The sequence below is a fragment of the Nocardia sp. NPDC050413 genome (genome assembly GCF_040655475.1).
Lineage (GTDB): Bacteria > Actinomycetota > Actinomycetes > Mycobacteriales > Mycobacteriaceae > Nocardia > Nocardia coubleae.
Map to the genome: position 1 here is coordinate 15,559 of NZ_JBFAJZ010000004.1, position 21,133 is coordinate 36,691.

At 66.9% G+C, this 21,133-nt stretch carries 24 protein-coding genes; 12 read left to right on the forward strand and 12 right to left on the reverse strand.

Annotated elements, in window-relative coordinates; genetic code table 11:
* Position 1 precedes the first annotated feature (1 nt).
* The gene (locus AB0I19_RS12365; protein WP_181696585.1) at positions 2-250 is read left to right on the forward strand and encodes an exodeoxyribonuclease VII small subunit; all 249 of its coding nucleotides are present in this window, start codon (positions 2-4) and stop codon (positions 248-250) included.
* Between the two features lie 27 nt (positions 251-277).
* Here AB0I19_RS12365 and AB0I19_RS12370 read toward each other — a convergent pair whose 3' ends face one another.
* Positions 278-844 carry a DUF4245 domain-containing protein gene (locus AB0I19_RS12370; RefSeq protein WP_357147784.1) on the reverse strand — a complete coding sequence of 189 codons (567 nt, stop codon included), beginning with the start codon at positions 842-844 and terminating at the stop codon, positions 278-280.
* A 128-nt stretch (positions 845-972) separates the two neighbouring features.
* Between AB0I19_RS12370 and glpX the strand changes: the two genes are divergently transcribed.
* Positions 973-2,016: a class II fructose-bisphosphatase gene (glpX, locus tag AB0I19_RS12375; RefSeq protein WP_357147787.1), complete on the forward strand. Its 1,044-nt coding sequence runs from the start codon at positions 973-975 to the stop codon at positions 2,014-2,016.
* 112 nt (positions 2,017-2,128) lie between these two features.
* Complete coding sequence (locus AB0I19_RS12380; protein WP_357147790.1) at positions 2,129-3,535, forward strand: class II fumarate hydratase; 1,407 nt, start codon at positions 2,129-2,131, stop codon at positions 3,533-3,535.
* 51 nt (positions 3,536-3,586) lie between these two features.
* Here the strand turns inward: AB0I19_RS12380 and AB0I19_RS12385 are convergent, their stop codons facing one another.
* The 3 genes from AB0I19_RS12385 to AB0I19_RS12395 form a co-directional block, all read right to left on the reverse strand.
* Positions 3,587-4,441, reverse strand: a complete 855-nt coding sequence (locus AB0I19_RS12385; RefSeq protein ID WP_357147793.1) for an acyl-ACP desaturase — start codon at positions 4,439-4,441, stop codon at positions 3,587-3,589.
* A 72-nt stretch (positions 4,442-4,513) separates the two neighbouring features.
* Positions 4,514-5,137, reverse strand: a complete 624-nt coding sequence (locus AB0I19_RS12390; RefSeq protein WP_357147795.1) for an esterase — start codon at positions 5,135-5,137, stop codon at positions 4,514-4,516.
* 184 nt (positions 5,138-5,321) lie between these two features.
* A complete protein-coding gene (locus tag AB0I19_RS12395; protein WP_210740412.1) occupies positions 5,322-6,662 on the reverse strand; it encodes a PhoH family protein in 1,341 nt (446 codons plus the stop codon).
* Positions 6,663-6,984: 322 nt separating this feature from the next.
* Between AB0I19_RS12395 and AB0I19_RS12400 the strand changes: the two genes are divergently transcribed.
* Positions 6,985-7,257 carry a hypothetical protein gene (locus tag AB0I19_RS12400; protein ID WP_067485986.1) on the forward strand — a complete coding sequence of 91 codons (273 nt, stop codon included), beginning with the start codon at positions 6,985-6,987 and terminating at the stop codon, positions 7,255-7,257.
* 1 nt (position 7,258) lies between these two features.
* Here the strand turns inward: AB0I19_RS12400 and AB0I19_RS12405 are convergent, their stop codons facing one another.
* Both AB0I19_RS12405 and AB0I19_RS12410 read right to left on the reverse strand, forming a co-directional pair.
* Positions 7,259-7,672, reverse strand: coding sequence for a limonene-1,2-epoxide hydrolase family protein (locus AB0I19_RS12405; RefSeq protein WP_357147798.1), 414 nt, complete (start codon positions 7,670-7,672; stop codon positions 7,259-7,261).
* A 9-nt stretch (positions 7,673-7,681) separates the two neighbouring features.
* Positions 7,682-8,404, reverse strand: a complete 723-nt coding sequence (locus tag AB0I19_RS12410) for a TetR/AcrR family transcriptional regulator (protein WP_357147801.1) — start codon at positions 8,402-8,404, stop codon at positions 7,682-7,684.
* Positions 8,405-8,543: 139 nt separating this feature from the next.
* On the opposite strand from AB0I19_RS12410, the gene AB0I19_RS12415 reads away from it, so the two are divergent.
* Positions 8,544-9,731 (forward strand): FAD-dependent monooxygenase, encoded by a 1,188-nt coding sequence (locus AB0I19_RS12415; RefSeq protein WP_357147804.1) that lies wholly within the window; start codon positions 8,544-8,546, stop codon positions 9,729-9,731.
* 33 nt (positions 9,732-9,764) lie between these two features.
* Complete coding sequence (locus AB0I19_RS12420; RefSeq protein ID WP_357147806.1) at positions 9,765-10,748, forward strand: LLM class F420-dependent oxidoreductase; 984 nt, start codon at positions 9,765-9,767, stop codon at positions 10,746-10,748.
* 4 nt (positions 10,749-10,752) lie between these two features.
* On the opposite strand, the gene AB0I19_RS12425 is transcribed toward AB0I19_RS12420, so the two are convergent.
* Together AB0I19_RS12425 and AB0I19_RS12430 are read right to left on the reverse strand one after the other, a co-directional pair.
* Positions 10,753-12,051 carry a hypothetical protein gene (locus AB0I19_RS12425; protein WP_357147808.1) on the reverse strand — a complete coding sequence of 433 codons (1,299 nt, stop codon included), beginning with the start codon at positions 12,049-12,051 and terminating at the stop codon, positions 10,753-10,755.
* Positions 12,048-12,263 (reverse strand): hypothetical protein, encoded by a 216-nt coding sequence (locus tag AB0I19_RS12430; RefSeq protein ID WP_067485666.1) that lies wholly within the window; start codon positions 12,261-12,263, stop codon positions 12,048-12,050. The genes AB0I19_RS12425 and AB0I19_RS12430 overlap by 4 nt, the downstream gene beginning before the upstream one ends.
* Before the next feature lie 233 nt (positions 12,264-12,496).
* Between AB0I19_RS12430 and AB0I19_RS12435 the strand changes: the two genes are divergently transcribed.
* Genes AB0I19_RS12435 through AB0I19_RS12450 form a run of 4 tightly spaced genes read left to right on the forward strand, consistent with a single transcriptional unit; the run spans position 12,497 to position 15,723 of the window.
* Positions 12,497-12,835, forward strand: coding sequence for a hypothetical protein (locus AB0I19_RS12435; RefSeq protein WP_357147810.1), 339 nt, complete (start codon positions 12,497-12,499; stop codon positions 12,833-12,835).
* A complete protein-coding gene (locus AB0I19_RS12440; RefSeq protein WP_357147813.1) occupies positions 12,832-14,139 on the forward strand; it encodes a hypothetical protein in 1,308 nt (435 codons plus the stop codon). Before AB0I19_RS12435 ends, AB0I19_RS12440 begins: the two co-directional genes overlap by 4 nt.
* Positions 14,132-14,737: a hypothetical protein gene (locus tag AB0I19_RS12445; protein WP_357147816.1), complete on the forward strand. Its 606-nt coding sequence runs from the start codon at positions 14,132-14,134 to the stop codon at positions 14,735-14,737. Before AB0I19_RS12440 ends, AB0I19_RS12445 begins: the two co-directional genes overlap by 8 nt.
* 50 nt (positions 14,738-14,787) lie before the next feature.
* The gene (locus tag AB0I19_RS12450) at positions 14,788-15,723 is read left to right on the forward strand and encodes an RDD family protein (RefSeq protein WP_357147818.1); all 936 of its coding nucleotides are present in this window, start codon (positions 14,788-14,790) and stop codon (positions 15,721-15,723) included.
* A 58-nt stretch (positions 15,724-15,781) separates the two neighbouring features.
* Here AB0I19_RS12450 and AB0I19_RS12455 read toward each other — a convergent pair whose 3' ends face one another.
* Positions 15,782-15,970 (reverse strand): hypothetical protein, encoded by a 189-nt coding sequence (locus AB0I19_RS12455; protein ID WP_357147820.1) that lies wholly within the window; start codon positions 15,968-15,970, stop codon positions 15,782-15,784.
* Positions 15,971-16,071: 101 nt separating this feature from the next.
* Positions 16,072-17,367, reverse strand: coding sequence for a serine hydroxymethyltransferase (gene glyA, locus AB0I19_RS12460; RefSeq protein WP_357147822.1), 1,296 nt, complete (start codon positions 17,365-17,367; stop codon positions 16,072-16,074).
* A gap of 169 nt (positions 17,368-17,536) precedes the next feature.
* Between glyA and AB0I19_RS12465 the strand changes: the two genes are divergently transcribed.
* Positions 17,537-17,659, forward strand: coding sequence for a hypothetical protein (locus tag AB0I19_RS12465; RefSeq protein ID WP_357147825.1), 123 nt, complete (start codon positions 17,537-17,539; stop codon positions 17,657-17,659).
* Here the strand turns inward: AB0I19_RS12465 and AB0I19_RS12470 are convergent.
* A complete protein-coding gene (locus AB0I19_RS12470) occupies positions 17,621-18,850 on the reverse strand; it encodes a DUF885 domain-containing protein (protein WP_357147828.1) in 1,230 nt (409 codons plus the stop codon). The genes AB0I19_RS12465 and AB0I19_RS12470 overlap by 39 nt on opposite strands.
* Positions 18,851-19,049: 199 nt before the next feature.
* Between AB0I19_RS12470 and coaA the strand changes: the two genes are divergently transcribed.
* Entirely contained in the window at positions 19,050-19,982 is a 933-nt protein-coding gene (coaA, locus tag AB0I19_RS12475) for a type I pantothenate kinase (protein ID WP_067485654.1), read from the forward strand.
* Here the strand turns inward: coaA and AB0I19_RS12480 are convergent.
* Positions 19,979-21,064 (reverse strand): hypothetical protein, encoded by a 1,086-nt coding sequence (locus AB0I19_RS12480; protein WP_357147831.1) that lies wholly within the window; start codon positions 21,062-21,064, stop codon positions 19,979-19,981. The genes coaA and AB0I19_RS12480 overlap by 4 nt on opposite strands.
* Between the last annotated feature and the right edge of the window lie 69 nt (positions 21,065-21,133).

Below are 21,133 nucleotides of genomic sequence, written 5' to 3' on the forward strand. Positions count from 1 at the left end.
CGTGGCCGACGCCGGTTCCGACAACACCGACACCCTGGCCGAGATCGCGACCTTCGGCTACGAACGCGCCCGCGACGAACTCGTCAACGTGGTGAAGATGCTCGAACAGGGCGGCCTCGACCTCGACGACTCACTGGCCCTGTGGGAGCGCGGGGAAGCCTTGGCCAACCGCTGCGAACAGCATCTCGCAGGCGCCCGCAAGCGCGTGGAAGACGCTCTCTCGCGCGCTGACTTGGACGCCGACGGCTAGGTCAACCTGCCCCCGACCGGATCCGGCCTATTTCGCGAGCGGCTGGGCTGCGGTGACCGCCTGGGCCAGGGTGGTGAACGCGGCCTCGTTGCCCGCGCCGGTGATCAGGATACGGACGGAGCCCATATCGGCGATCCAGGCCGACTCCTCGGTGGGCTCTGTGTAGACGACCCACTTCTGCCCGGCGATGTCCTGGGTTCCGGTGGGATAGCGCGAACCGAGCACGTGCCGCGACAGCGCTTCCTCGGTGGCATTGCTCTGCGAATACCGCATGTAGGTGCCCTGCGGGGTGATGTAGCCGACCGTGCTCACCGGCCCACCACCGGCGATGCTGATGTTCTCGCGGCTGCCGGAGTTCGACACCCAACCCTCCGGCAAGGCCGGTTGACGGATCGGGAACGGCATCGATTTCGCGTCCGAGCGCAGCGCGGCGCCCGCGTCGAAGAACGGGATCTGCCCCTGGGTCGGGCCGTTGGTCGCCACCGTGCACTGGCTGGCCGCACCCGCCAGCACGACCGCGATCAGCACCAACGGAATCAGCGACCAGAACAGATCGCGGTAGTCGTTGAAGATGCGGTGCTTGGTCTGGGCCACGACTACCAGTATCCACTCGGCCCCTGACCTGGCCGCTCAGGGGTCGCGCCGGGAGGTCGTGCACGACCGTGCAGGTTCGTAATGCGACAATTGCCCCCGTATCACCAACGCCAAGGAGGCACTCCGCAATGACGGCATCTTCGCCCGCCCCCAGCCGCCGCGAGGCACCCGACCGGAACCTCGCCCTCGAGCTGGTACGTGTCACCGAGGCAGGAGCGATGGCCGCGGGCCGCTGGGTCGGCCGCGGAGACAAGGAAGGCGGCGACGGTGCGGCCGTCGACGCCATGCGTCAGCTGGTCAGCTCGGTGTCCATGAAGGGCATCGTCGTGATCGGCGAGGGCGAGAAGGACGAAGCGCCGATGCTGTACAACGGCGAAGCGGTCGGTGACGGCACCGGCCCCGACGTCGACTTCGCGGTCGACCCGATCGACGGAACCACCCTGATGTCGAAGGGCTCGCCCGGCGCCATCTCGGTGCTCGCGGTCGCCGAGCGCGGCGCCATGTTCGACCCGTCGGCCGTGTTCTACATGCACAAGATCGCCGTCGGCCCCGACGCCGCCGGCTCGATCGACATCACCGCCCCGATCGGCGAGAACATCCGCCGCGTGGCCAAGGCCAAGCAGTCCTCGGTGTCCGACCTGACCGTGTGCATCCTGGACCGCCCCCGCCACGCCGACATCATCCAGCAGACCCGCGAGGCGGGCGCACGCATCCGGCTGATCTCCGACGGTGACGTCGCCGGTGCCATCGCCGCGGCGCGTCCCGAGTCCGGCGTCGACATCCTGGTCGGCATCGGCGGCACCCCCGAGGGCATCATCGCCGCCGCCGCGCTGCGCTGTCTCGGCGGCGAGCTGCAGGGCATGCTCGCCCCCAAGGACGACGAGGAACGCCAGAAGGCGATCGACGCGGGCCACGACCTGGATCGCGTGCTCTCGACCACCGACCTGGTCTCCGGCGAGAACGTCTTCTTCTGCGCCACCGGCGTCACCGACGGTGACCTGCTGCGCGGTGTCCGCTACTTCGGTGGCGGCGCGTCGACCCAGTCGATCGTGATGCGCTCGAAGTCGGGCACCGTCCGCATGATCGACGCCTACCACCGCCTCACCAAACTGCGCGAATACTCCTCGGTCGACTTCGACGGCGACGACAGCGCCAACCCCCCGCTGCCGTGATGCGGAAAGAGCCCCGGAATTCCCCGGGGCTCTTTCTATTCCTGCCGACAGTGTGGGATTTTGCGCGGGTGTGGGAGCCCCATTCCCGGGGTTCTCGTCCTAGTGTCGAGGTATGGCTGACGACGACGCGCAGTACCGCATCGAGCACGACACCATGGGAGAGGTTCGCGTCCCCGTCGACGCCCTGTGGCGGGCGCAGACGCAGCGGGCGGTGGAGAACTTCCCGATCAGTGGGCGCGGGCTCGAGCGGGCACAGATTCGGGCGCTCGGGCTGCTGAAAGCCGCGTGCGCCCAGGTGAACAAGGATCTCGGGCTGCTGGATCCGGTGAAGGCCGAGGCGATCATCGCGGCGGCGAACGAGATCGCCGACGGCCGTCACGACGACCAGTTCCCGATCGATGTGTTCCAGACCGGTTCGGGTACCAGTTCGAACATGAACGCCAACGAGGTGATCGCGTCGATCGCGGCCCGCAACGGCGTCACCGTGCACCCCAACGACGACGTGAACATGTCGCAGTCGTCCAACGACACCTTCCCCACCGCCACCCATCTGGCCGCCACCGAGGCCGTGATCGCGGAACTCGTTCCCGCACTGGAACATCTGCGTCTCGCGCTGCTCGACAAATCGCAGCAGTGGCACACCGTGGTGAAGTCCGGCCGCACCCACCTGATGGACGCGGTACCGGTGACGCTCGGCCAGGAATTCGGCGGTTACACCCGTCAGATCCAGGCCGGTATCGAACGCATCATGGCAACCCTTCCGCGACTGGGTGAGCTGCCCATCGGCGGCACCGCGGTCGGCACCGGCCTCAACGCGCCCGCAGGCTTCGGCGCGAAGGTCGTCGCGGAACTGGTGCGCGCCACCGAGATCGACGCCCTGCGCGAGGCGCGCGATCACTTCGAGGCCCAGGCCGCCCGCGACGGACTCGTCGAGGCCTCGGGTGCGTTGCGCACCATCGCGGTGAGTCTCACCAAGATCGCCAACGACATCCGCTGGATGGGCTCGGGTCCGCTCACCGGCCTCGGCGAACTGCAGCTCCCCGACCTGCAGCCGGGCAGTTCGATCATGCCGGGCAAGGTGAATCCCGTGCTGCCCGAAGCGGTTACGCAGGTGGCGGTGCAGGTGGTCGGCAACGACGCGGCGATCGCCTTCGGTGGCGCGAGCGGTGCGTTCGAGCTCAATGTCTACATCCCGGTGATGGCGCGCAATCTGCTCGAGTCGATTCGCTTGCTGGCCAATGTCTCCCGGCTGTTCGCCGACAAGTGCGTGGCAGGCCTGGTCGCCAACGAGGAGCATCTGCGCACGCTCGCCGAATCGTCGCCGTCGATCGTCACGCCGCTGAACTCCGCCATCGGCTACGAGGAGGCGGCCGCGGTCGCCAAACAGGCGCTGCGGGAGAAGAAGACGATCCGCCAGACCGTGATCGACCGTGGCCTCACCCCGGACAAGCTCAGCGTCGAGGAACTCGACCAGAAGCTCGACGTGCTCGCCATGACCAACGTCGACCGGAAGGCCTGAGACAGCACGACGGCCGCCACCTTGGAAGGTGGCGGCCGTCGAGTGAACAGATCAGGCCAGGTGCGCCAATTCTGCGCGGGCCTTCTCACCTTCTTCGCCGAGGTCGGTGCGGGTGAAGATGTTCCAGCGCTGCAGCAGCGGCTTGAACACCAGCTCGCCTTCCTTGGCGGGGTCGTAGATGCCCGCTTCGGCCAGCGCTTCGTCGCTGGAGCCGCCGCCGGGCAGGTCGACCTGGGGCACCCGGAAGGCCGCCACCTGGTCGGCGATCGCGCGCACACCCTGATCGGGGACCAGATCCAGCGCGGCGGAGACCAGCTCGGCGAAGAACTCGGCCTGCAGCTCGTCGTCGACGGCCAGCTTCTCGGCCATCGCGGTGACGATCGGGTTCTCACCGAGGGCGGCGGTGTTGCGGTGCCGGATGGCGGCCGCGGCCTCTTCGAAGGCGCAGGTGGCGAGCACGTCGATGAGGTGCAGCGGCGGCCGGTTGAAGCCGGCGGTCATGTGCGCCATCCGCGCCCGCTCCAGCGCTACGGGGTCGACCGCGCGGGTGAGCATCAGGTAGTTGCGGAGCATGATCTCGTGGCGGTTCTCCTCCGCCGTCCACCGGCCGACCCAGCGCCACCACGGCCCGGTGCGCAGGTACTTGCCCAGCTCCCGGTGGTAGGAGGGCAGGTTGTCGGCGACGAGCACGCTCACCGTGAGCGCCAGCTTGGCGGTCTCACTGAGATCGGACTGGTCCGGCGCCCAGTCGGTGCCGCCGAGGAAGGCGAAGTTGCGCCCGTCCGACCACGGCACGAGGTCGTGCGGTTGCCAACCCTCGGCCGCTTCGATGTGCCGGTTCAGGTTCGTTTCCACCACATCGGCGAGCGCGTCCAGCAGTTCGCGGTCGGTCAAAGTTTTCTGCACGCAGCCAACCTAGTACTTCGCCGTCGGGCGCGGGGACCTAAGGGGTGAACCGGCCCCCGCGCCGCGGCGCGATTACTTCGGGGTGACGGTGGTCTGGCCGCCGACCCAGGTGATGGTTCCGCCGGTGAAGTCGCTCTGCTTGCCGCCGGGGATGTCCTTCTCGTCGCTGGTCGGGTAGCCGAGGGTGCCGTTGGCGCCGCCGTTCTCCTCCCAGGCCTCACGGATCTCGCCCCACACGATGTGGGCGCCGGTCTCGGGGCTCCAGTAGACGGTTCCGCCCTCGAAGTCCTGGTACTGGCCGCCGTTGGGGCCCGATTCCTGCGCTTCTTCCGGTGCGCCGAGCGGGCTGGCGGCGCCGCCCGCCGCGACGTACTTCTTGTAGACCTCGCCGGAGACGGTGATGTCGCCGTTGGGGCCGGAGATGGTGGTCGACTCACCCGCGGCGGTCGCGGTGGAGGTGGCGCTTCCGGTGCCCTCCCCGGCCCCGGTGGTGGCCGTCGCCGAGCCGTCGGTGTGATCGGCGTGGTCGGTGGTGGTCTCCGAACCGGCCCCGCCGGGCAGGGTGGTGATCACGCTGGAGACGGCCGAATCGACCTTGTCCTTGTCGTCGTCGCCGCAACCCGCGGCGAGCAGCAGTCCGGTCGCGGCGACCAAGGCGGCGCCTCCGGCGGCGGTACGTCGAGCGAAGTGGTTCATATCCATCCTCTCGCGAGTGGCCCCCCGGGGGCACCGCCCCGGACATGGAGCCTGGCCGACATCCGCAACGGCCCGGCAGAACAGTGTTCGCCGAGCCGTTGCTGGAAAGGTGTCGCCGCGGATAATACCCACAGTTCGCCGATATCAAACGGATTCGGGCCGGTGACGCGGCCCGATTGCCCGATTACGCGTTGGGACCGTACTCCTCGAGCATTTCGGTGACGAGCGCCGCGATCGGCGACCGTTCACTGCGGGTCAACGTGATGTGCGCGAAAAGCGGGTGCCCCTTGAGCTTTTCGATCACCGCGGCCACACCGTCGTGCCTGCCGACGCGCAGATTGTCACGCTGGGCGACATCGTGGGTGAGCACCACCCGCGATCCGGTCCCGAGCCGGCTCAACACGGTGAGCAGCACATTGCGTTCCAGCGACTGCGCCTCGTCGACGATCACGAACGAATCGTGCAGCGACCGGCCACGGATGTGGGTCAGCGGCAGCACTTCGAGCATGTCGCGGCTGAGCACCTCGTCCATCACCTCGCGGCTGGCCAGCCCGTCGAGCGTGTCGAAAACCGCCTGGGCCCAGGGGCCCATCTTCTCGCTCTCCGAACCGGGCAGGTAGCCGAGTTCCTGCCCGCCCACCGCGTACAGCGGACGGAACACCACCACCTTGCGCTGGGTGCGCCGCTCGAGCACCGCCTCGAGCCCGGCGGTCAGCGCGAGCGCCGACTTACCCGTGCCCGCACGGCCACCCATCGACACGATGCCGATGCTCTCGTCGAGCAGCAGGTCCAGGGCGATGCGCTGTTCGGCCGAGCGACCGTGCAACCCGAAGGCCTCGCGTTCGCGCACCAGCTGCACCCGCTTGTCGGCGGTGACCCGTCCGAGCGCGCTGGAGCTGCTGCCGAGCAACCGGATTCCGGTGTGGCAAGGCAGTTCCCGTGCTTCGTCGAGGTCGATCACCGACTCGCTGTAGAGCTGGTCGATCTGGGAGCCCGCGACATCGAGTTCCACCATGCCGCTCCACCCGGAGGTGACCACGTCCTGGGCGTGGTATTCGTCGGCCGCCAAGCCGACCGCGCTGGCCTTCACCCGCAACGGGATGTCCTTGGAGACCAGCACCACGTCCTCCCCCTCGGCGGAGAAGTTCAGCGCGCAGGCCAGGATGCGGGAATCGTTGGTCTCGGAGCGGAATCCGGCGGGCAGCACCGAGGCATCGGTGTGGTTGAGCTCCACCTGCAGGGTGCCGCCATCGGTGCCGATGGGCAGCGGCTGATCGAGCCTGCCGTGCTGCATGCGCAGGTCGTCGAGCATGCGCAGAGCTTCCCTGGCGAACCAGCCGAGCTCGTGGTGGTGCCGTTTGGCCTCCAGCTCGCTGATCACGACCAGCGGCAGGACCACCCGATGTTCCCCGAAGCGGGTCACCGCCCAGGGGTCGGACAGCAGGACAGAGGTGTCTACGACGAAAGTCTTCAGACCGGAACGCGCGGGGCGAGCCCCTTTCTTCGAGGCCGAGGCCGTGTGCATCGCGTGAGCGGAAACGGAGCGTGCAGCAGTCACGGTGGGCTCCTTATGTGTTCGCACGGCACCCGCACGAACGATCTCGCTGGACCGGTCCGTCCTTGTAGGTGGTTTGTCAACCACCACGAGGGCCGGGTGCCGGCCCCCTCGTACTGAGTAGCTCAGTCACGGTCAGGACCTCCCGTACGAATCACACCGACGCGATCCGCATCTTCGACGCTACCGCCGAACCCGCTACGGCGCTGCCGGTCCGGCCCACGTGTCCGTGAATTCGAGGTTAACCAGCATGGTCGCCGCCGTTCGGCGCGTCGAGCGCTACAGTCGTTGCATGGCCGATGACCAGGATCTGGAAAAGCTGTCGTCGAAGGAACTGCACGATCGCGCGGTGAAAACGGCCGTGCGGCGCGGCGATGTGAAGTTCCTGTGGGACCTGCTCAAGGCGATTCCCGCGGCCCAGGCCGAGGCGGGCGATCTGGGTGAGAGCGAGGCCGACATCAAGTACGTGCTGCCGATGCTCGACGACTACATCCATGCCGGCGACGGCAAGATCGCCGAAGTCCTCCGCCCCACCTACCTGGACTATCTACGCAAACACCAGTAGGTCAGCGGCGGGTGAGCGCCTTGGCCATCCCGACGATCGTGCCGCGCAGCACATTGCCCTTGCTGAAGTGGTCGTCCCACAACACGATCCGGCCCGCACGGATCTCGAAGGTGCCGGTGACCCAGAACCCGATGCGCACCGGCCCGAATCGCAGATAATCGGTGCGGTCGGTGAGCACGATGTCGCCGTCGGCGGCGATGTGGTGCATCTCGGCCCAGAACCCGAGCGAGGGCCGGTCCAGCCCGCGCAACACCTGGGCGACCCGCTTCTTGCCCCGGATCGTCGGCAGCGAGGTGTTCTTCCAGACGATCTCCGGATCGAGGAGTTCCAGTGCCTCGTCGACCGCATCGATCTCGAGCGCGGCGAAGAATTCGCGCACCACGGTGACGGCGGGTTCGGGGAGTTCCTCGGTCATGGTGTGAGCCTAGGACTTCGGCGGCTCGTGGACCAGAGCGGCGCGGCGATCGATCAGGGCGGCGATGCCGTCGAGGATCCGGTCGATGCCGAAATCGAGGGCGTTGTCGCGGCCGTCGGCGGCCGCTTCCTCGGCGAAGGCGGCGCGGACCCGCGGGTAGCGCTCGGCGGCAGCGGTCATCATCTGGGTGAACTGGTCGGTGAAGTGGTCCGCCCGCTCGTCTGCCGGAACCTGCTGGGCAAGGCCGCGAGCGTGGCTGTTGAGCAGGACGATGGTGTCGAGCTTCTCCGGGCCGCTGAGCCCGGTGTTCGCCAGTGCGGTCAGCGCCGATTCGGTCCAGGCCATTTCGTTCGGGCCGAAGGGGCGAAGGCCACGGGCGAGGTCGATGGTCCAGGGGTGGGCGCGGTAGCTGTCATGGATGGCGTTGGCCCAGCTTCTCAGCGCTGCTCGCCAATCCTGCTGCACAGCTGAGACTTTCGGCGGTTCGCCGATGGCTTCGTCGAGCATGAGCGCCGTCAGTTGCTCCTTGCCGGGGATGTACCGGTAGAGCGACATCTTGGTGAAGCCGAGGCGCTGCGCCAGGCGCTGCATCGAGAGCGCGGGGAGCCCTTCGGCGTCGGCCAGCGCGATCGCCTCGCCGACGATCCGGTCGAGGGTGAGCGCGGGTTTGGGCCCCCTGTTCGGACGCTGGGCGGTGCCCCACAGCAGCTCGACGGTGGTCGGTGACGGCATCGGCCCTCCTTTCACGCTCAGAATACCGGCGATTTGCGTCCGCCGGAAACAGATCTTGACGAAGAAACCGTGTCCTCCGTACGCTATTTTGTGTCCGCCGGAAACTGATTACGACGGACACTGATCCCGAGGAGGCTTCATGCCCAATCAGACCGTCCTCATCTCCGGCGCGAGCATCGCCGGGCCCGCCCTCGCCTACTGGCTGAATCGGTACGGCTTCGACGTCACCGTTGTGGAGCGCGCCGCCGCGTTGCGGCCCGGTGGTCAGGCCGTCGACTTCAAGGACGGCGTCCATCTGGAGGTGCTGAAGCGGATGGACATCCTCGACGCGGTGCGTGCGCGCCGCACCGGCACCACCGACCTGGTCTTCGTCGACGCCGACGACCGTGAATTGGCGGTCTTGTCAGGCGATTTCACCGGAGGCGCACTCGAGATCCTGCGCGGCGACCTGGCCGCTGTCCTGTACGAACAGACCGGGGACACAGTGGAATACGTCTTCGGCGATACCGTCACCGCGCTGCGTGAGACCGAGTCCGGCGTGCATGTCGAGTTCGAGAGCGCTGCTGCTCGCACGTTCGATCTCGTGGTCGGCGCGGACGGAATCCATTCGCGGGTACGGCGTTTGGCCTTCGGCCCGGAATCGGACTTCGTCACCCACCTCGGCTACTACTACTGCGTGGCAGGGGCGAGTCGCTGGGCCGACACGTCGGCGCCGCGCGAGCGGGCCGAGGGATACGCCCACAACGTGCCCGGGAAACTGGCCGTCGACGGTGGCGCGAAAGCGCAGCAGATGTACATGTTCGCCTCCCCTGAACTCGACTACTCGCGCACCGACACATCGGCCCAACGTCGCATCGTCCGTGCGGCTTTCGCCGATGTGGGCTGGCATGTCCCACGCATGCTGGCCGAACTCGACGAGCTGGACGAGGTCTACCTCGACTCGATCAGCCAGGTCCGGATGAACGGCACCTACACCCGTGGCCGTGTCGCCCTGCTCGGTGACGCCGCCTACGGCAATACCCTGGCCGGCTTCGGCACCGGCCTCGCACTCGTCGGCGCTTACGTCCTCGCCGGTGAACTCGCCTCGACCGCAGGTGATCACGAGGCCGCGTACCGTGCCTACAACCGGATCATGAAGCGCTACGCCAAAATCGCGGGGAACTCCAACACCGGCCCATTTCTGACTCCGAAAACCGCGGTAGGAATCAAGGCCCGCAACTGGTTCCTCGGCTCCCGCTTGTTCGGCTTGATGCTGAAGTACGGCGACAAGGCGGCCAACGACGTAGACCTCGTCGACTACTCCCGATCGGCCCGGAACAGGGCTTGACCTGGAGTGCACTCCAGGTCATAGGCTCGGCGCATGAGCATTCGTCTCGGTTACCAGATGCCCAATTTCAGCAACACCGACTCGATCCGCGAGCTGTTCCCCACGGTCGTCGCGCAAGCGAGGGAAGCGGAGGCGGCCGGCTTCGACGCCGCCTTCGTGATGGACCACTTCTATCAGCTGCCGTTGATCGGCCCGCCCGACGCGCCGATGCTCGAGGCGTACTCCGCGCTCTCCGCACTGGCAACGGCTACCGAACGAATCCAATTGTCCGCCTTGGTAACCGGCAACACCTACCGTAACCCGGCGCTGCTCGCCAAGACGGTGACCACCCTCGACGTGGTCAGCGGTGGACGCGCGGTGCTCGGCATCGGGGCAGGCTGGTTCGAGCTCGAACACCAGCAGTACGGCTTCGAATTCGGCACGTTCACCGAACGTTTCGAGCGCCTCGACGAGGCGTTGCAGATCATCACGCCCATGCTGCGCGGACAGCGACCCACCTTCGACGGCAAGTGGTACCGCACCGAGAACGCGATCAACGAGCCGCGCCTGCGCGACGACCTGCCGATCCTGCTCGGCGGCGGCGGTGAGAAGAAGACCTTCGCCATGGCAGCGCGTTTCGGCGACCACCTCAACATCATCTGCAACGCCTCGGAGTTGCCGCGCAAGGTGGCCGCGTTGCGACAGCGCTGCGCGGAGGTCGATCGCGACCCCGCCACCCTCGAGACCAGTTTCCTCGCGTTCGTCATCGCCGACGAGGACGGCGACCGGGCCCGCAAGATCCAGGCCGACATGATGTCGCAGGTCGGGATCGACGTGGCATCGATGAGCGAGGCGGAGCGCCGCGAGAGCGTCGTCGACCGCCAGTTCGTCGGCACACCGGACGATGTCGCCGAGCAGATCAAGGACCGGGTGCTCGATCAGGGCATCGACGGCGTCATCGTGAACATGGTCGCCAACGGCCACGAGCCGGGCATGGTCGACGCGGTCGGTCGCGCCCTGCTTCCGCTGGTGAAATGAGCCGTCACCAGGCGGCGAACTCGCCTTCGCCACGCTGCCGGATCTGCTGACGACGACGGAAGAAGACCTCTTCGGCGCTCGACTCGGTCAAGGCGTTCGTGATGGTGCCGAGGCGGGTGTCGTAGCGGTTGGTGCGGATGTGACGGTCGATGCCCGCCTGCCATTCCGGTGGCAGGCGCGACCAGATTCCGGCCACCCGCGCCTGGGCCGCGGGCTCGGACTCGGCAAGCAGTTGCAGCAGGGCGGGCCAGTAGGTGGCGTCGGTGGCGTGGGCGGGCAGCGCCGCGATGGAGGCGGGGCTGAGCTCGGCCAGCGTGGCGGCGATTCGGCGGCGGGCCGGTTCGCTGAGCCGGGCAGACAGCGCGAACAGTCCACGCCACGGGTCGGCTTCGGTCCGGCCGTCGAGTGCGCGCACCAAGCGGGTCAGCACGCCGGGGTCGGCCAGTTGTGGATTGGTCGACAATGCCCACAGCGCAACGGGATTCAGGCGCCCGATCAGCGTGAGTAATGCGATCGAGGCGCTGCGATCGACCGCGGTCAGCAGGAAGCGGCCGACTTCGGGCGCGGCGCCGCGCCCGAAGAAGATGTCGCCCAGCTTGGCCGCGACCTCCGGCTCGACCTTGCAGAACAGCGCGAGCATCGCATGGTGCAGCGGGGGCGGACCGGCCAGCACCGTCTGGAGCATGCCGGGCACCCGGCCGCGTGGCCCCGCGAGCAGTTGCCGCACGATCCGGCTGAGCGTGTGCGCGGGGTAGGCGTAGGCGGCGGTGTAGACCAGGCCCGCGTCGTCGAGGACGGTCTCTTCCAGCGCCGCGATCAACGGTTCGTTCACCACGGACAGGAACCGGGCGGCGGTCACATAGTCACGCCGGCGCAGCAATTCGTTGATGATGAGGGTGATCGGCTCCGGCCTGCCGTACCGCATCAACTGCTCGAAGACGTTCGGATCCAGATACGGCGCCCCGTCGGCGGCGTACACGGCGTCGACCATGCACAGCGCCTGCGCGCACTTCTCCGGATAGTGGATGCCGACCGCACCGAGAAACCTGGCCGCGAGCACCGGCGGCACCACCCGCTCGAACAACGCCACCCCGAGACCGACCGGGAAAATCGGCACCACCGGGGTGACCCGGCGAAAGGTGTCCGCGTGCTCGGCGTGCAACGCGTACAGCATCTGCTGCTGGATCGCCGACAGGTGCGCCGCGCCGAGCCGTGTGAGTGGCGCCAGATGCTGCGGCGAAACCCCCAAAGTGCGTGCCAGCACCACCAACTGGGTCTGCGCCTCGAGTTCGGTCTCGATCATCGCTCACCGAAGATGATCCGCCGCGACGCCCCACGCAACGGCGCGGGCATCGCCGACAACGCGGCATCGATAGCCCGATGCAACGCCCGATGCTCGTTCTCCCGAGCCCCCCGAAACAGCCGCAACAACTCCCCGGCCTCGGCCTCCGTGAGCAACTCGAAGGCAGGCACCACCCCACCAACCTCGCGCGCCAACTCAGCTCGACAGTCCATACAACTCGACGATGCCCCATCCCCACCCCGATGTGTACCGTTCGGAACTTTTTCTGTGAGTGGTGACAACAGAACCGACAACCGGTTGTCCGATCAACCTTCCGCGGCAGGAAGGGCTATGGGGGCGACCGGGTATGGTGGTCCGCTGACCAACTCCAGCTATGCAAATTCGCTATGGAACCGACGGTGCTCTAGGCGCGTCCTAACCAGAGACAGATGATGAGGAGGGGATGATGACCGGGTTTCTCGAGGTCGATATCGACGTGCTCAGTAAGACGGTCCAATCGCTGCGCGGCGCCGAGCAGGTGTTGACAGACGTGACGAAAAGCATGGCCAAGGACAGCGGTACCGACCTGGGCACTGCGGCGCTCAACGATGCTGCCGACAGTTTCCAACGACGTTGGCAGTTCGGCATCGAAAGAATCAGTGAATCAGCTCGTATCACAGCCGATGGCGTAGCACAGTGCCTGACTGCCTACCAGGACCTCGACAAGCAGCTCGCGGCCCTACTCGACCTCTATGGCGTAGAAAGCGGTCCGCACACGGCCACCCCCGGGGAGGAGGGGAGGTGAGCCCCCAAAACCCCTATCCGAACCTAGGTTTCGACCCCGCGCCCGGATCGGCGTCCCAAGTGGCGGCGCTCGGCACCAAGGTGAAGACGGCCGCCGACGCGGTCACCGAAATGAGTATCCTCCTCTACCGATTGCGCAACAGCAACGACGATGTATGGAAGGGCGAGGCGGGCAACGCCTTTCGCGAGAACCTGGATACGACGCTCGTCCAAGACCTGACCTACGCCAAGAATTCTCTCGAGCGTGCCACCACGGTGATCCAAACCTGGCACGGCAACCTCGTCAGTTTCCAAGACACCGCTAAAGGACTCGAAACGGAAGCTGCCGCTGCCCGAGCCACTCACACTCGAGCAGTGACGGCGCTGCAACAAGCCAAGTCCAACCCTGACCTCGGTCTGGCAAATCAGAGTTTCACCGACGCGAGCGCCTTGGCTGCCGCGCAGGCTCGTCTCGATGCTGCGACCAGCAAAGTGACGGCTGCTACCACTGCGGTCAACAACGCGCAGAGCGCGATCGACGCGATCATCGCCCGCGCGAAGGATCTGCAAACCACTCACACCTCAGTCTCCGCGACAGCAGCCGGCGAGCTCGACGCGGCTGCAGCCAATTTCGCACCCAGTGAGCCCGACAAGGGCATCTGGGACTCGTTTGTGGACTGGCTGACCGAGAATCAGGAGGTCATTCACGACGCCCTGGCGGCGACTTCGGCAATCAGTGGGATGCTGGCCTTGGTCACGCCACCGCCGTTCAGCATCGCGTTGGGTGCAGTCGCACTGGTCAGCGGGCTCGGAGCGTTGGGGATGAACGCATTGGACCCCGAGGTCAGAGACGCCGTGGGCGACATCGCAGACGGCGATTTCAACAAGGAGGCGATAACAAAGCTCGGCACCACGGTAGGAGTAGACACACTGTCGATTCTTCCCGGCGTCGGCGGCGTCGTGAAGGGGTCGAAAGTGCTCTTCTCCGAAGCCGATACGGCCCTTTCGGTGGCGAATGTGGCAGCGGATTCGGCAGGCGCCTCCTCGAAGTTCAGCCAAGTCATGACCGCATTCGGCGAAGGTGCCCAAAGCCCAGGGTTGACATCGAAAGTGTTGGACTCGCTTGGCTCAGTGGGTTCCAGACTCCCCTCGAACATCGGCGTCGAGACGGCGGGCATCCTTCAGGACATCAGCCAAGCAAGCAGGCACGCGCCCAGTGTCGGAACGACGATCGGCGGAGTCGAGATGGTGTCGAGAGCTGGAAAAGCTGGTCTCGGCCTGACCACAGCAGGTGACTTGATAAGCAGGCTGTACGCCGATGAGTGATCAACCGATATCCATCGAGATCCCCGAGGGTTATACCGCCATACCACTGAGCGATGTAGTCGATAATGCCGAGGTTTTGCGCGATGTCGGCGGCAATGCGGCTCGGCCTCATTTCGGTGGGTTGCTGCCCACTATCGCCACGCTCCTGGAGTCGCTTGTTGCGAACGGCACCCGGTACTTCGGGTTCGGTGCCCATCTTCTCCCGGACGGTCTTCCCCTGTACTCGTGTCTGACCATCTCGGTAACGAACAGTCCTGGAGGCCCTCGTAATCCACGTCTCGTGCTCTCCGATCTGGTTCGAGCCAGAAGCGCAGAAAACAGCCTCGAGCAGGTGGCATTGGTCGAGACCGAATCGCATCCCGTCATGTTCAGCGAGAAGATCGGGCACGTGGTGCCGCTCCGAGCCGGGCAGGAACAGACAACCCCAGCCGTATACCAGCTACAGGCGGTGGTTCCGTCGGACGACGGTACGTCGCTGGTCGCGATCGAGCTCTCCTCGGCAGATGCCGAACGCGCGGTCGCTTGCAGGAAAATGATTGCCGATATGGCCCGGACAGTGGTCTTCCGGACACCGGAAGCGTTCTCCCTGAATTTGTGACAGAAATGCGGGCATCTACATTGACACCAATTCCTGGACCTGCCAGCAAGGTGCCGGCCACACGGGCCGCGCTGATCTCGGTCACCGCCCGTTGGTGGCTGCTGCTTCTTGTTGTCCTCGGCTGTATACCGCTCCTGTGGTGGATGATTCACGCAGGCGGACCCGACAGCGAGTTCGGTCGTGCAGTAGGTGGACTAGTCGTCTTCGGGGCGTTCTTCCTGGTCATCTGTGGTGGTCCGGTGGCGGCCACCGGAGTGTGGATTGCCCACCGCCGACTCCAGATGCTGCGCCTGCCGTGGGTCTGTTGGCCTGTCGAGTACGTGCGTACCGGCAACAGCGAACACCTGAGGTTGCTCGACCAGGACGGTCAGGTAGTACAGACCCATCTCCTGAACAGCTGGACGGCACTGCGCCGCCAGTACTTCGACGAAACGACTACACAGGTGTGGTTCGCCGGTGATCCATTGCGGCGCGGCGTCTTCTCACGTCCCGGCGGCGCCGATCTCAGCTATTGCTGGGCAGTTGCACCGCCGACCAGCCCACGTGCGGCTACCTCACAGGGCGATCTGGACGCACCCACCGCGCCACACCCTCCGATGCTGCGCCGAACTCTCGCTTACGTACTCGATGTCGTACTCCACCTGGCAGCGGCACTCGCACTCACCATACTGACCCACCATTCCTCGTGGAACAACGCCGATTCGAGCGAGCTCGACATTCACGTGGGTGCCGTGTTGCTGTTCTTCCTGCTGATCTCGTTCCTCGACCGCGTTGTCCTGCAAGCGGTAGTGCACACCACTGTCGGCAAAGCGCCGTTCGGGCTGGTCATCATCGATCGGGATACGGGACGGCCTCCCCGAATGCGGTGGCTACTCGCGTGTTGGTTGGTCGGGGGACTCATGCCGTTGCTGGTCGTCGGAAACAGTCCTGTGCCTGAGAAGCCCGCGCGGTATCTACTTCCCGCGGTCCGCCGAAAGGACATATAGGGCACCGCAGAGGCCGAGGACAGGACGCTCGGTCACGATTCTCCTCGATGGCGACATATCAACGTGTCGTTGGAAGGTGGGCGGCGAGAAGTGCGTCGAGCAGGGCTTCCAGGTCCGGCAAGGCGGTGTTCTTCTGCGCCGATACGCTGCGCATCGACGCGCTCGGCGAAATAGCCGCGCGCTTCGGCGAATTGGATCTTGCGCTATTGCCGATCAACGGGTTGCGGATACGACCGGCATTCAACACCCCACCGTGGGGATCCTGAATCCGGGAATCACATTGACGCTGTGACAGGAAAACGCCCTCGCAGACCCGGAGTCTGCGAGGGCGTTCGAGGTGTCCGTGGATCAGCCGAGGAGGCGCCAGTCTTCCAGGCCCTGGTAGAGGGGGACGCTCTGGGCGAGCTTCGAGACGCGACCACGCAGGGTCTCGGTGTCGGAGGTGCCGGCGAGGGCGGCGGCGATGATGTCGGCTACCTCGGTGAACTCGGTGTCGCCGAAGCCGCGGGTGGCCAGGGCGGCGGTGCCGATGCGCAGGCCGGAGGTGACCATCGGGGGGCGCGGGTCGAAGGGGACCGCGTTGCGGTTGACGGTGATGCCGACCTCGTGCAGGAGGTCTTCGGCCTGCTGGCCGTCGAGTTCGGAGTTGCGCAGGTCGACCAGGACCAGGTGCACGTCGGTGCCGCCGGTGAGGACCGAGACGCCCTTGTCCTTGACGTCGGCGCCGGTGAGGCGCTCGGCGAGGATGCGGGCACCGGACAGGGTGCGGACCTGGCGGTCCTTGAACTCATCGGTCGCGGCGATCTTGAAGGCGGCGGCCTTGGCGGCGATCACGTGCATGAGCGGGCCGCCCTGCTGACCGGGGAACACCGCGGAGTTGAGCTTCTTGGCGAATTCCTGCTTGGCCAGAATCAGGCCGGAGCGGGGGCCGCCGAGGGTCTTGTGCACGGTGGAGGACACCACGTCGGCGTACGGCACCGGCGAGGGGTGCAGACCGGCGGCGACCAGGCCGGCGAAGTGCGCCATGTCGACCCACAGGTAGGCGCCGACCTCGTCGGCGATCTCGCGGAACTTCGCGAAGTCCTGGTGACGCGGGTAGGCCGACCAGCCGGCCACGATCACCTTCGGCTTGGCGGCCTTGGCGATGTCGCGGACCTCGTCCATGTCGATGCGGTGGTCTTCCTTGGACACACCGTAGGAGTGGACGTCGTAGAGCTTGCCCGAGAAGTTCAGGCGCATGCCGTGGGTGAGGTGACCGCCGTGCGCGAGGTCGAGGCCGAGCAGGGTCTCGCCGGGGTTCATCAGCGCCATCAGCACCGCGGCGTTGGCCTGCGCGCCGGAATGCGGCTGCACGTTGGCGAACTCGGCGCCGAAGAGTTCCTTGGCACGGTCGCGAGCGAGGGTCTCCACCACGTCGACGGCCTCGCAGCCACCGTAGTAGCGGCGGCCCGGGTAGCCCTCGGCGTACTTGTTGGTGAGCACGGAACCCTGCGCCTGCAGGACCGCGCGCGGCACGAAGTTCTCCGAGGCGATCATCTCGAGGGTGTCGCGCTCGCGGGCGAGCTCGCCCGCCATCGCGGCGGCCAACTCGGGATCGAGCTCACCGAGAGACTGGGTATTCACCGAAGCGGTCGTCTGCGTCACGACCCTCAGTCTATGGGCCGGGTACGCACGCCCCGGCACGGGGATAGCGCAACGGCGCCGCGCCCGCCACCCGGGAGACGCGGCTCACACCGTCCTGACCAGGTTCGATAGCCGTCGAACAGGCTTTTCACCGGTAACGCGCGGCTCGCGGGTGACCGATGACACAGGTATGAACACGCTGCCCGTCACCCCGGCCGTCGCTCCGTCCAACCCGATCGAGGCGCTACTTCTGCACCTGGGCTACCTCATCTGCTCACTGATGAATCCCGGCGGTTGCGCCGTCATCCAGTAGGCGCCGGATCGCCCCCGGCGTGAGCGGCTCGTCGAGCAACCGGCCGAACCGTTCGATGCGGTCCTGCGCGTCGACGACACCGTCGAGCCAGCCGCCGAGCAGGCGGTAGCCCTCCACATAGGTGCTGATGTAGGCGCGCCACAGCGGTGAGGACAGGAACCGCAGCGACTGACGGGCCCGCTCCGGCGTCGCCAGACTCCAGCGCTGCAGGAACTGCGCCACCTCGTCGTGACTGCGGTGCTTGTCGTGCAGCAGCAGCGCCGCGTCCTGGCGCACGCTGAGCAGTTTCGCCGACGCGGCCGAGAACCGTTCGGCGCGTTCGCCGTCGAAACGCAGCCCCAGGTCGGCGTAGATCTCCTGCGCCCACACACCCCAGCCGGGCCCGACGATCGACTGCAGCGCGAGGTCGGCCAGGCCCTCGGCCATCAGGCACTGCGGTGTGTTGACCAGGAACAGCGTCTGCTCGTCCTCGCCCGCCGCGACCAGTCCGGCCTCCTTGCGGCAGTGCTCGGTGTGATGCCCGGGGTAGGACTCGTGGGCGATGAGCGCGGGCAGGTGCGCCATGTGCTGTTTGAGATCGGAGTTGATGGCCACCGTCGAGCGGTAGTTGCCCAGGTAGTAGTTGAAACCGGACCACGGTTTGTCGCCGACCACCTCGTAGGTGACGTGTTCGTGGTCGGGCAGCGGGTACCGCGCGCGGACCCGTTCGCGCAGGGCGCTGGAGAACGCTTCGACGCATTCGGGCAGCCGCTCGGGCGGGATCTCGTCACCGCGCCGGTAGGCGGCGACCCGCTCGGCCAGCGGTCCGTCGCCGCCGAGCACCTCGTCCATCAGCCGGTGCGCCTCGCGGTAGTCGTCGGGGTCGCCCGGAGTGATGTCGACGTCGAAGTACGCGCGCACCTCGTCGACGAAACCGATCTCCTCACCCGCGAACTTGCGCGCCGAACATTCCATCGCCACCAGGTGGGCGTCGAGGAACTCGGTGCGCTGGGGCGAGAGCCCGGCATCGGGCAGGGCGGCGCGCAGGTCGACGGCGCGCCGGACCAGGTCGGCGGGTACGGGCGCGGCGGCGTTGTCGATCTCGCGACGCAGCGCCGGATCGCCGGTGTAGGCGTCGACGAAGCCGGATTCGAGCCGATCGAAAGCCAGTCCGAGCCGCAGGTATTCGGTGACGAACGGATGAGACCCCATGCGCCCGACCTTACGTGGTGAATTCGAAAAGCGGGCCCTACCTCGCGGTTGTTACTAGTTACCGACGGGTAGCCAAACCCCCCGTTGCGCACGGACGACCGACACGGAGCACAATCGCCGCATGCGGTCAGAGTTATCCCGGATCTCACCGAACGGGCAGCCCAGCTGTGCGTGTTTGCCCGAACGGAGCGTCGGGTAAGTGGCACGGATGAGCGAGCCGAGCCCGTACGTGGAGTTCGACCGGAAGCAGTGGCGCACCCTGCGCAAGTCGACTCCCCTGGTCTTGACCGAGGAGGAATTGACCGGACTACGCGGCCTCGGCGAGCAGATCGACCTCGAGGAAGTCGCCGAGGTGTACCTGCCGCTCGCCCGCCTGATCCACCTCCAGGTCGCCGCACGTCAGCGACTGTTCGCCGCCACCGCCACGTTCCTCGGCGAGAAGCACCCCGACAAGCAGGTGCCGTTCGTGATCGGGGTCGCCGGCAGCGTGGCGGTCGGCAAGTCGACCACCGCGCGCGTGCTGCAGGCGCTGCTGTCGCGTTGGGATCACCACCCGCGTGTCGACCTGGTGACCACCGACGGATTCCTCTATCCCACAGCCGAACTCACCCGCCGCGGCATCATGCACCGCAAGGGTTTCCCGGAGAGCTACGACCGGCGCAAACTGCTGCGCTTCGTCACCGAGGTGAAATCGGGCGCCGAAGAGGTGTGCGCGCCGGTGTACTCGCACATCTCCTACGACATCGTGCCCGACGAGAAGCACTGCGTGCGCCAGCCCGACATCCTCATCGTCGAGGGCCTCAACGTGCTGCAGACCGGCCCGCGCCTGATGGTGTCGGACCTGTTCGACTTCTCCATCTACGTCGACGCGCGCATCGAGGACATCGAGAACTGGTACGTGCAGCGCTTTCTGGCCCTGCGCAAGACCGGCTTCGCCGACCCGAACGCCCACTTCCACCACTACGCCGGCTTCAGCGACGAGCAGGCCACCGCGGCCGCGCGCGACATCTGGAACTCCACCAACCGGCCCAACCTGGTCGACAACATCCTGCCGACCCGCCCGCGCGCGACCCTGGTGTTGCGCAAGGACTCCGACCACACCATCAACCGGCTGCGCCTGCGCAAGCTCTAGATCGGCGACCCCAGCGACACCACTTCGGTCGCCAATTCCGAACGCGCACCGCCCTTTTCGACGACGAGCACGCCCTGCGGGGTGTCCCGCGCCGCGAGCGGCTCACCGCCGACCACCTGGATGACGGTCTGCTCGGAGCGGGCGAGCATGTCGATCACCGGTTGCTCGGCGACCGGCGCCCAGCCCTGGGCGGCCGAACGCAAGCGATCGACCGTGCTGGTGGCCCCGGCCACGTCGGCCCACTTGCGCACCGCGACGCTGATGACGTTGTCGCCGCCCCAGCGCGGGTTGTAGACCGTCGAGCACTCGCCGGGGACCGAGGGCAGGTCCGAGACGGCGTTGCTTCGCACGTCGATGGTCGCGACGAAACCGATGCCGCAGGAGGAACTGCGCGCGGTGGTGCCCGCGAGCACGAAGGTGTGCCCGTCGGGTCCGGCGGCGGCCGAGAGCTCGGAGTCGATGCCGGGCACCCGTCCCAGCGGCAGGATGGCATCCGAGCCGATCGCGTAGAGGTGGTTCTTCTCCCACCACAGCCCGCGCGACTCCGACCGTGCCAGCAGCACGTACTCGTCGGTGGCCGCGACCAGGCGGGCGCCGTCCCAGTTGCCACCCGAGAGCGGGCTAGGCGAATCCGGGAGCACGATGTCGCGTTCGGGCTCGGCGGGGGTGGTGCCCGCGAGGTCCTGGCTCATGATCTGGCCGGGCTCGCGCCACCAGCCGACCACCGCGTCACGCAGAGCGACCGCGTCGGTGCAGTCGCATTCGGTGCGCGTCACGGAACCGTTGTCCACGCTCAGCGCGACGAGCGTCTTGGACGCCGTCTCCACCGCGAACGCGAACGCACCGTCGCGGGTGAAGTTCACCGGTGCCGCCGAATAACCGAAATTGCCCGACGCACGCAGTGTTTCGGCGCCGCGAACGACAACCAGCTCACCTTCGGTTCGATACGCGAACACCCCGGAACGATCCGGCTGCTGGTTCGGGGTGATCACCGGCGCGGGCGTGCCCTCGACCCCACACCCGGCTACCAGACCGACCGCACCGAGCGCCGCGATCCACGCACCTGCACGCGCAACTCCCACCGCTGTCCCCTACCTGTGTCGACGGGTCCGTTCCGGGCAGCAGCCTAGCCCGCGCACCACCGGAACCGG

Excerpts from the sequence above, each read along its gene's own strand:
- AB0I19_RS12425 (WP_357147808.1), bottom strand. The coding sequence starts at position 12,051 with ATGATCGAGACCGAACTCGAGGCGCAGACCCAGTTGGTGGTGCTGGCA.
- AB0I19_RS12470 (WP_357147828.1), bottom strand. The coding sequence starts at position 18,850 with ATGGGGTCTCATCCGTTCGTCACCGAATACCTGCGGCTCGGACTGGCT.
- AB0I19_RS12410 (WP_357147801.1), bottom strand. The coding sequence starts at position 8,404 with ATGCCGTCACCGACCACCGTCGAGCTGCTGTGGGGCACCGCCCAGCGT.
- AB0I19_RS12400 (WP_067485986.1), top strand. The coding sequence starts at position 6,985 with ATGGCCGATGACCAGGATCTGGAAAAGCTGTCGTCGAAGGAACTGCAC.
- AB0I19_RS12465 (WP_357147825.1), top strand. The coding sequence starts at position 17,537 with ATGAACACGCTGCCCGTCACCCCGGCCGTCGCTCCGTCCAACCCGATC.
- AB0I19_RS12430 (WP_067485666.1), bottom strand. The coding sequence starts at position 12,263 with ATGGACTGTCGAGCTGAGTTGGCGCGCGAGGTTGGTGGGGTGGTGCCT.
- AB0I19_RS12445 (WP_357147816.1), top strand. The coding sequence starts at position 14,132 with ATGAGTGATCAACCGATATCCATCGAGATCCCCGAGGGTTATACCGCC.
- AB0I19_RS12435 (WP_357147810.1), top strand. The coding sequence starts at position 12,497 with ATGACCGGGTTTCTCGAGGTCGATATCGACGTGCTCAGTAAGACGGTC.
- AB0I19_RS12420 (WP_357147806.1), top strand. The coding sequence starts at position 9,765 with ATGAGCATTCGTCTCGGTTACCAGATGCCCAATTTCAGCAACACCGAC.
- glpX (WP_357147787.1), top strand. The coding sequence starts at position 973 with ATGACGGCATCTTCGCCCGCCCCCAGCCGCCGCGAGGCACCCGACCGG.
- AB0I19_RS12390 (WP_357147795.1), bottom strand. The coding sequence starts at position 5,137 with ATGAACCACTTCGCTCGACGTACCGCCGCCGGAGGCGCCGCCTTGGTC.
- AB0I19_RS12415 (WP_357147804.1), top strand. The coding sequence starts at position 8,544 with ATGCCCAATCAGACCGTCCTCATCTCCGGCGCGAGCATCGCCGGGCCC.
- AB0I19_RS12380 (WP_357147790.1), top strand. The coding sequence starts at position 2,129 with ATGGCTGACGACGACGCGCAGTACCGCATCGAGCACGACACCATGGGA.
- AB0I19_RS12405 (WP_357147798.1), bottom strand. The coding sequence starts at position 7,672 with ATGACCGAGGAACTCCCCGAACCCGCCGTCACCGTGGTGCGCGAATTC.
- AB0I19_RS12395 (WP_210740412.1), bottom strand. The coding sequence starts at position 6,662 with ATGCACACGGCCTCGGCCTCGAAGAAAGGGGCTCGCCCCGCGCGTTCC.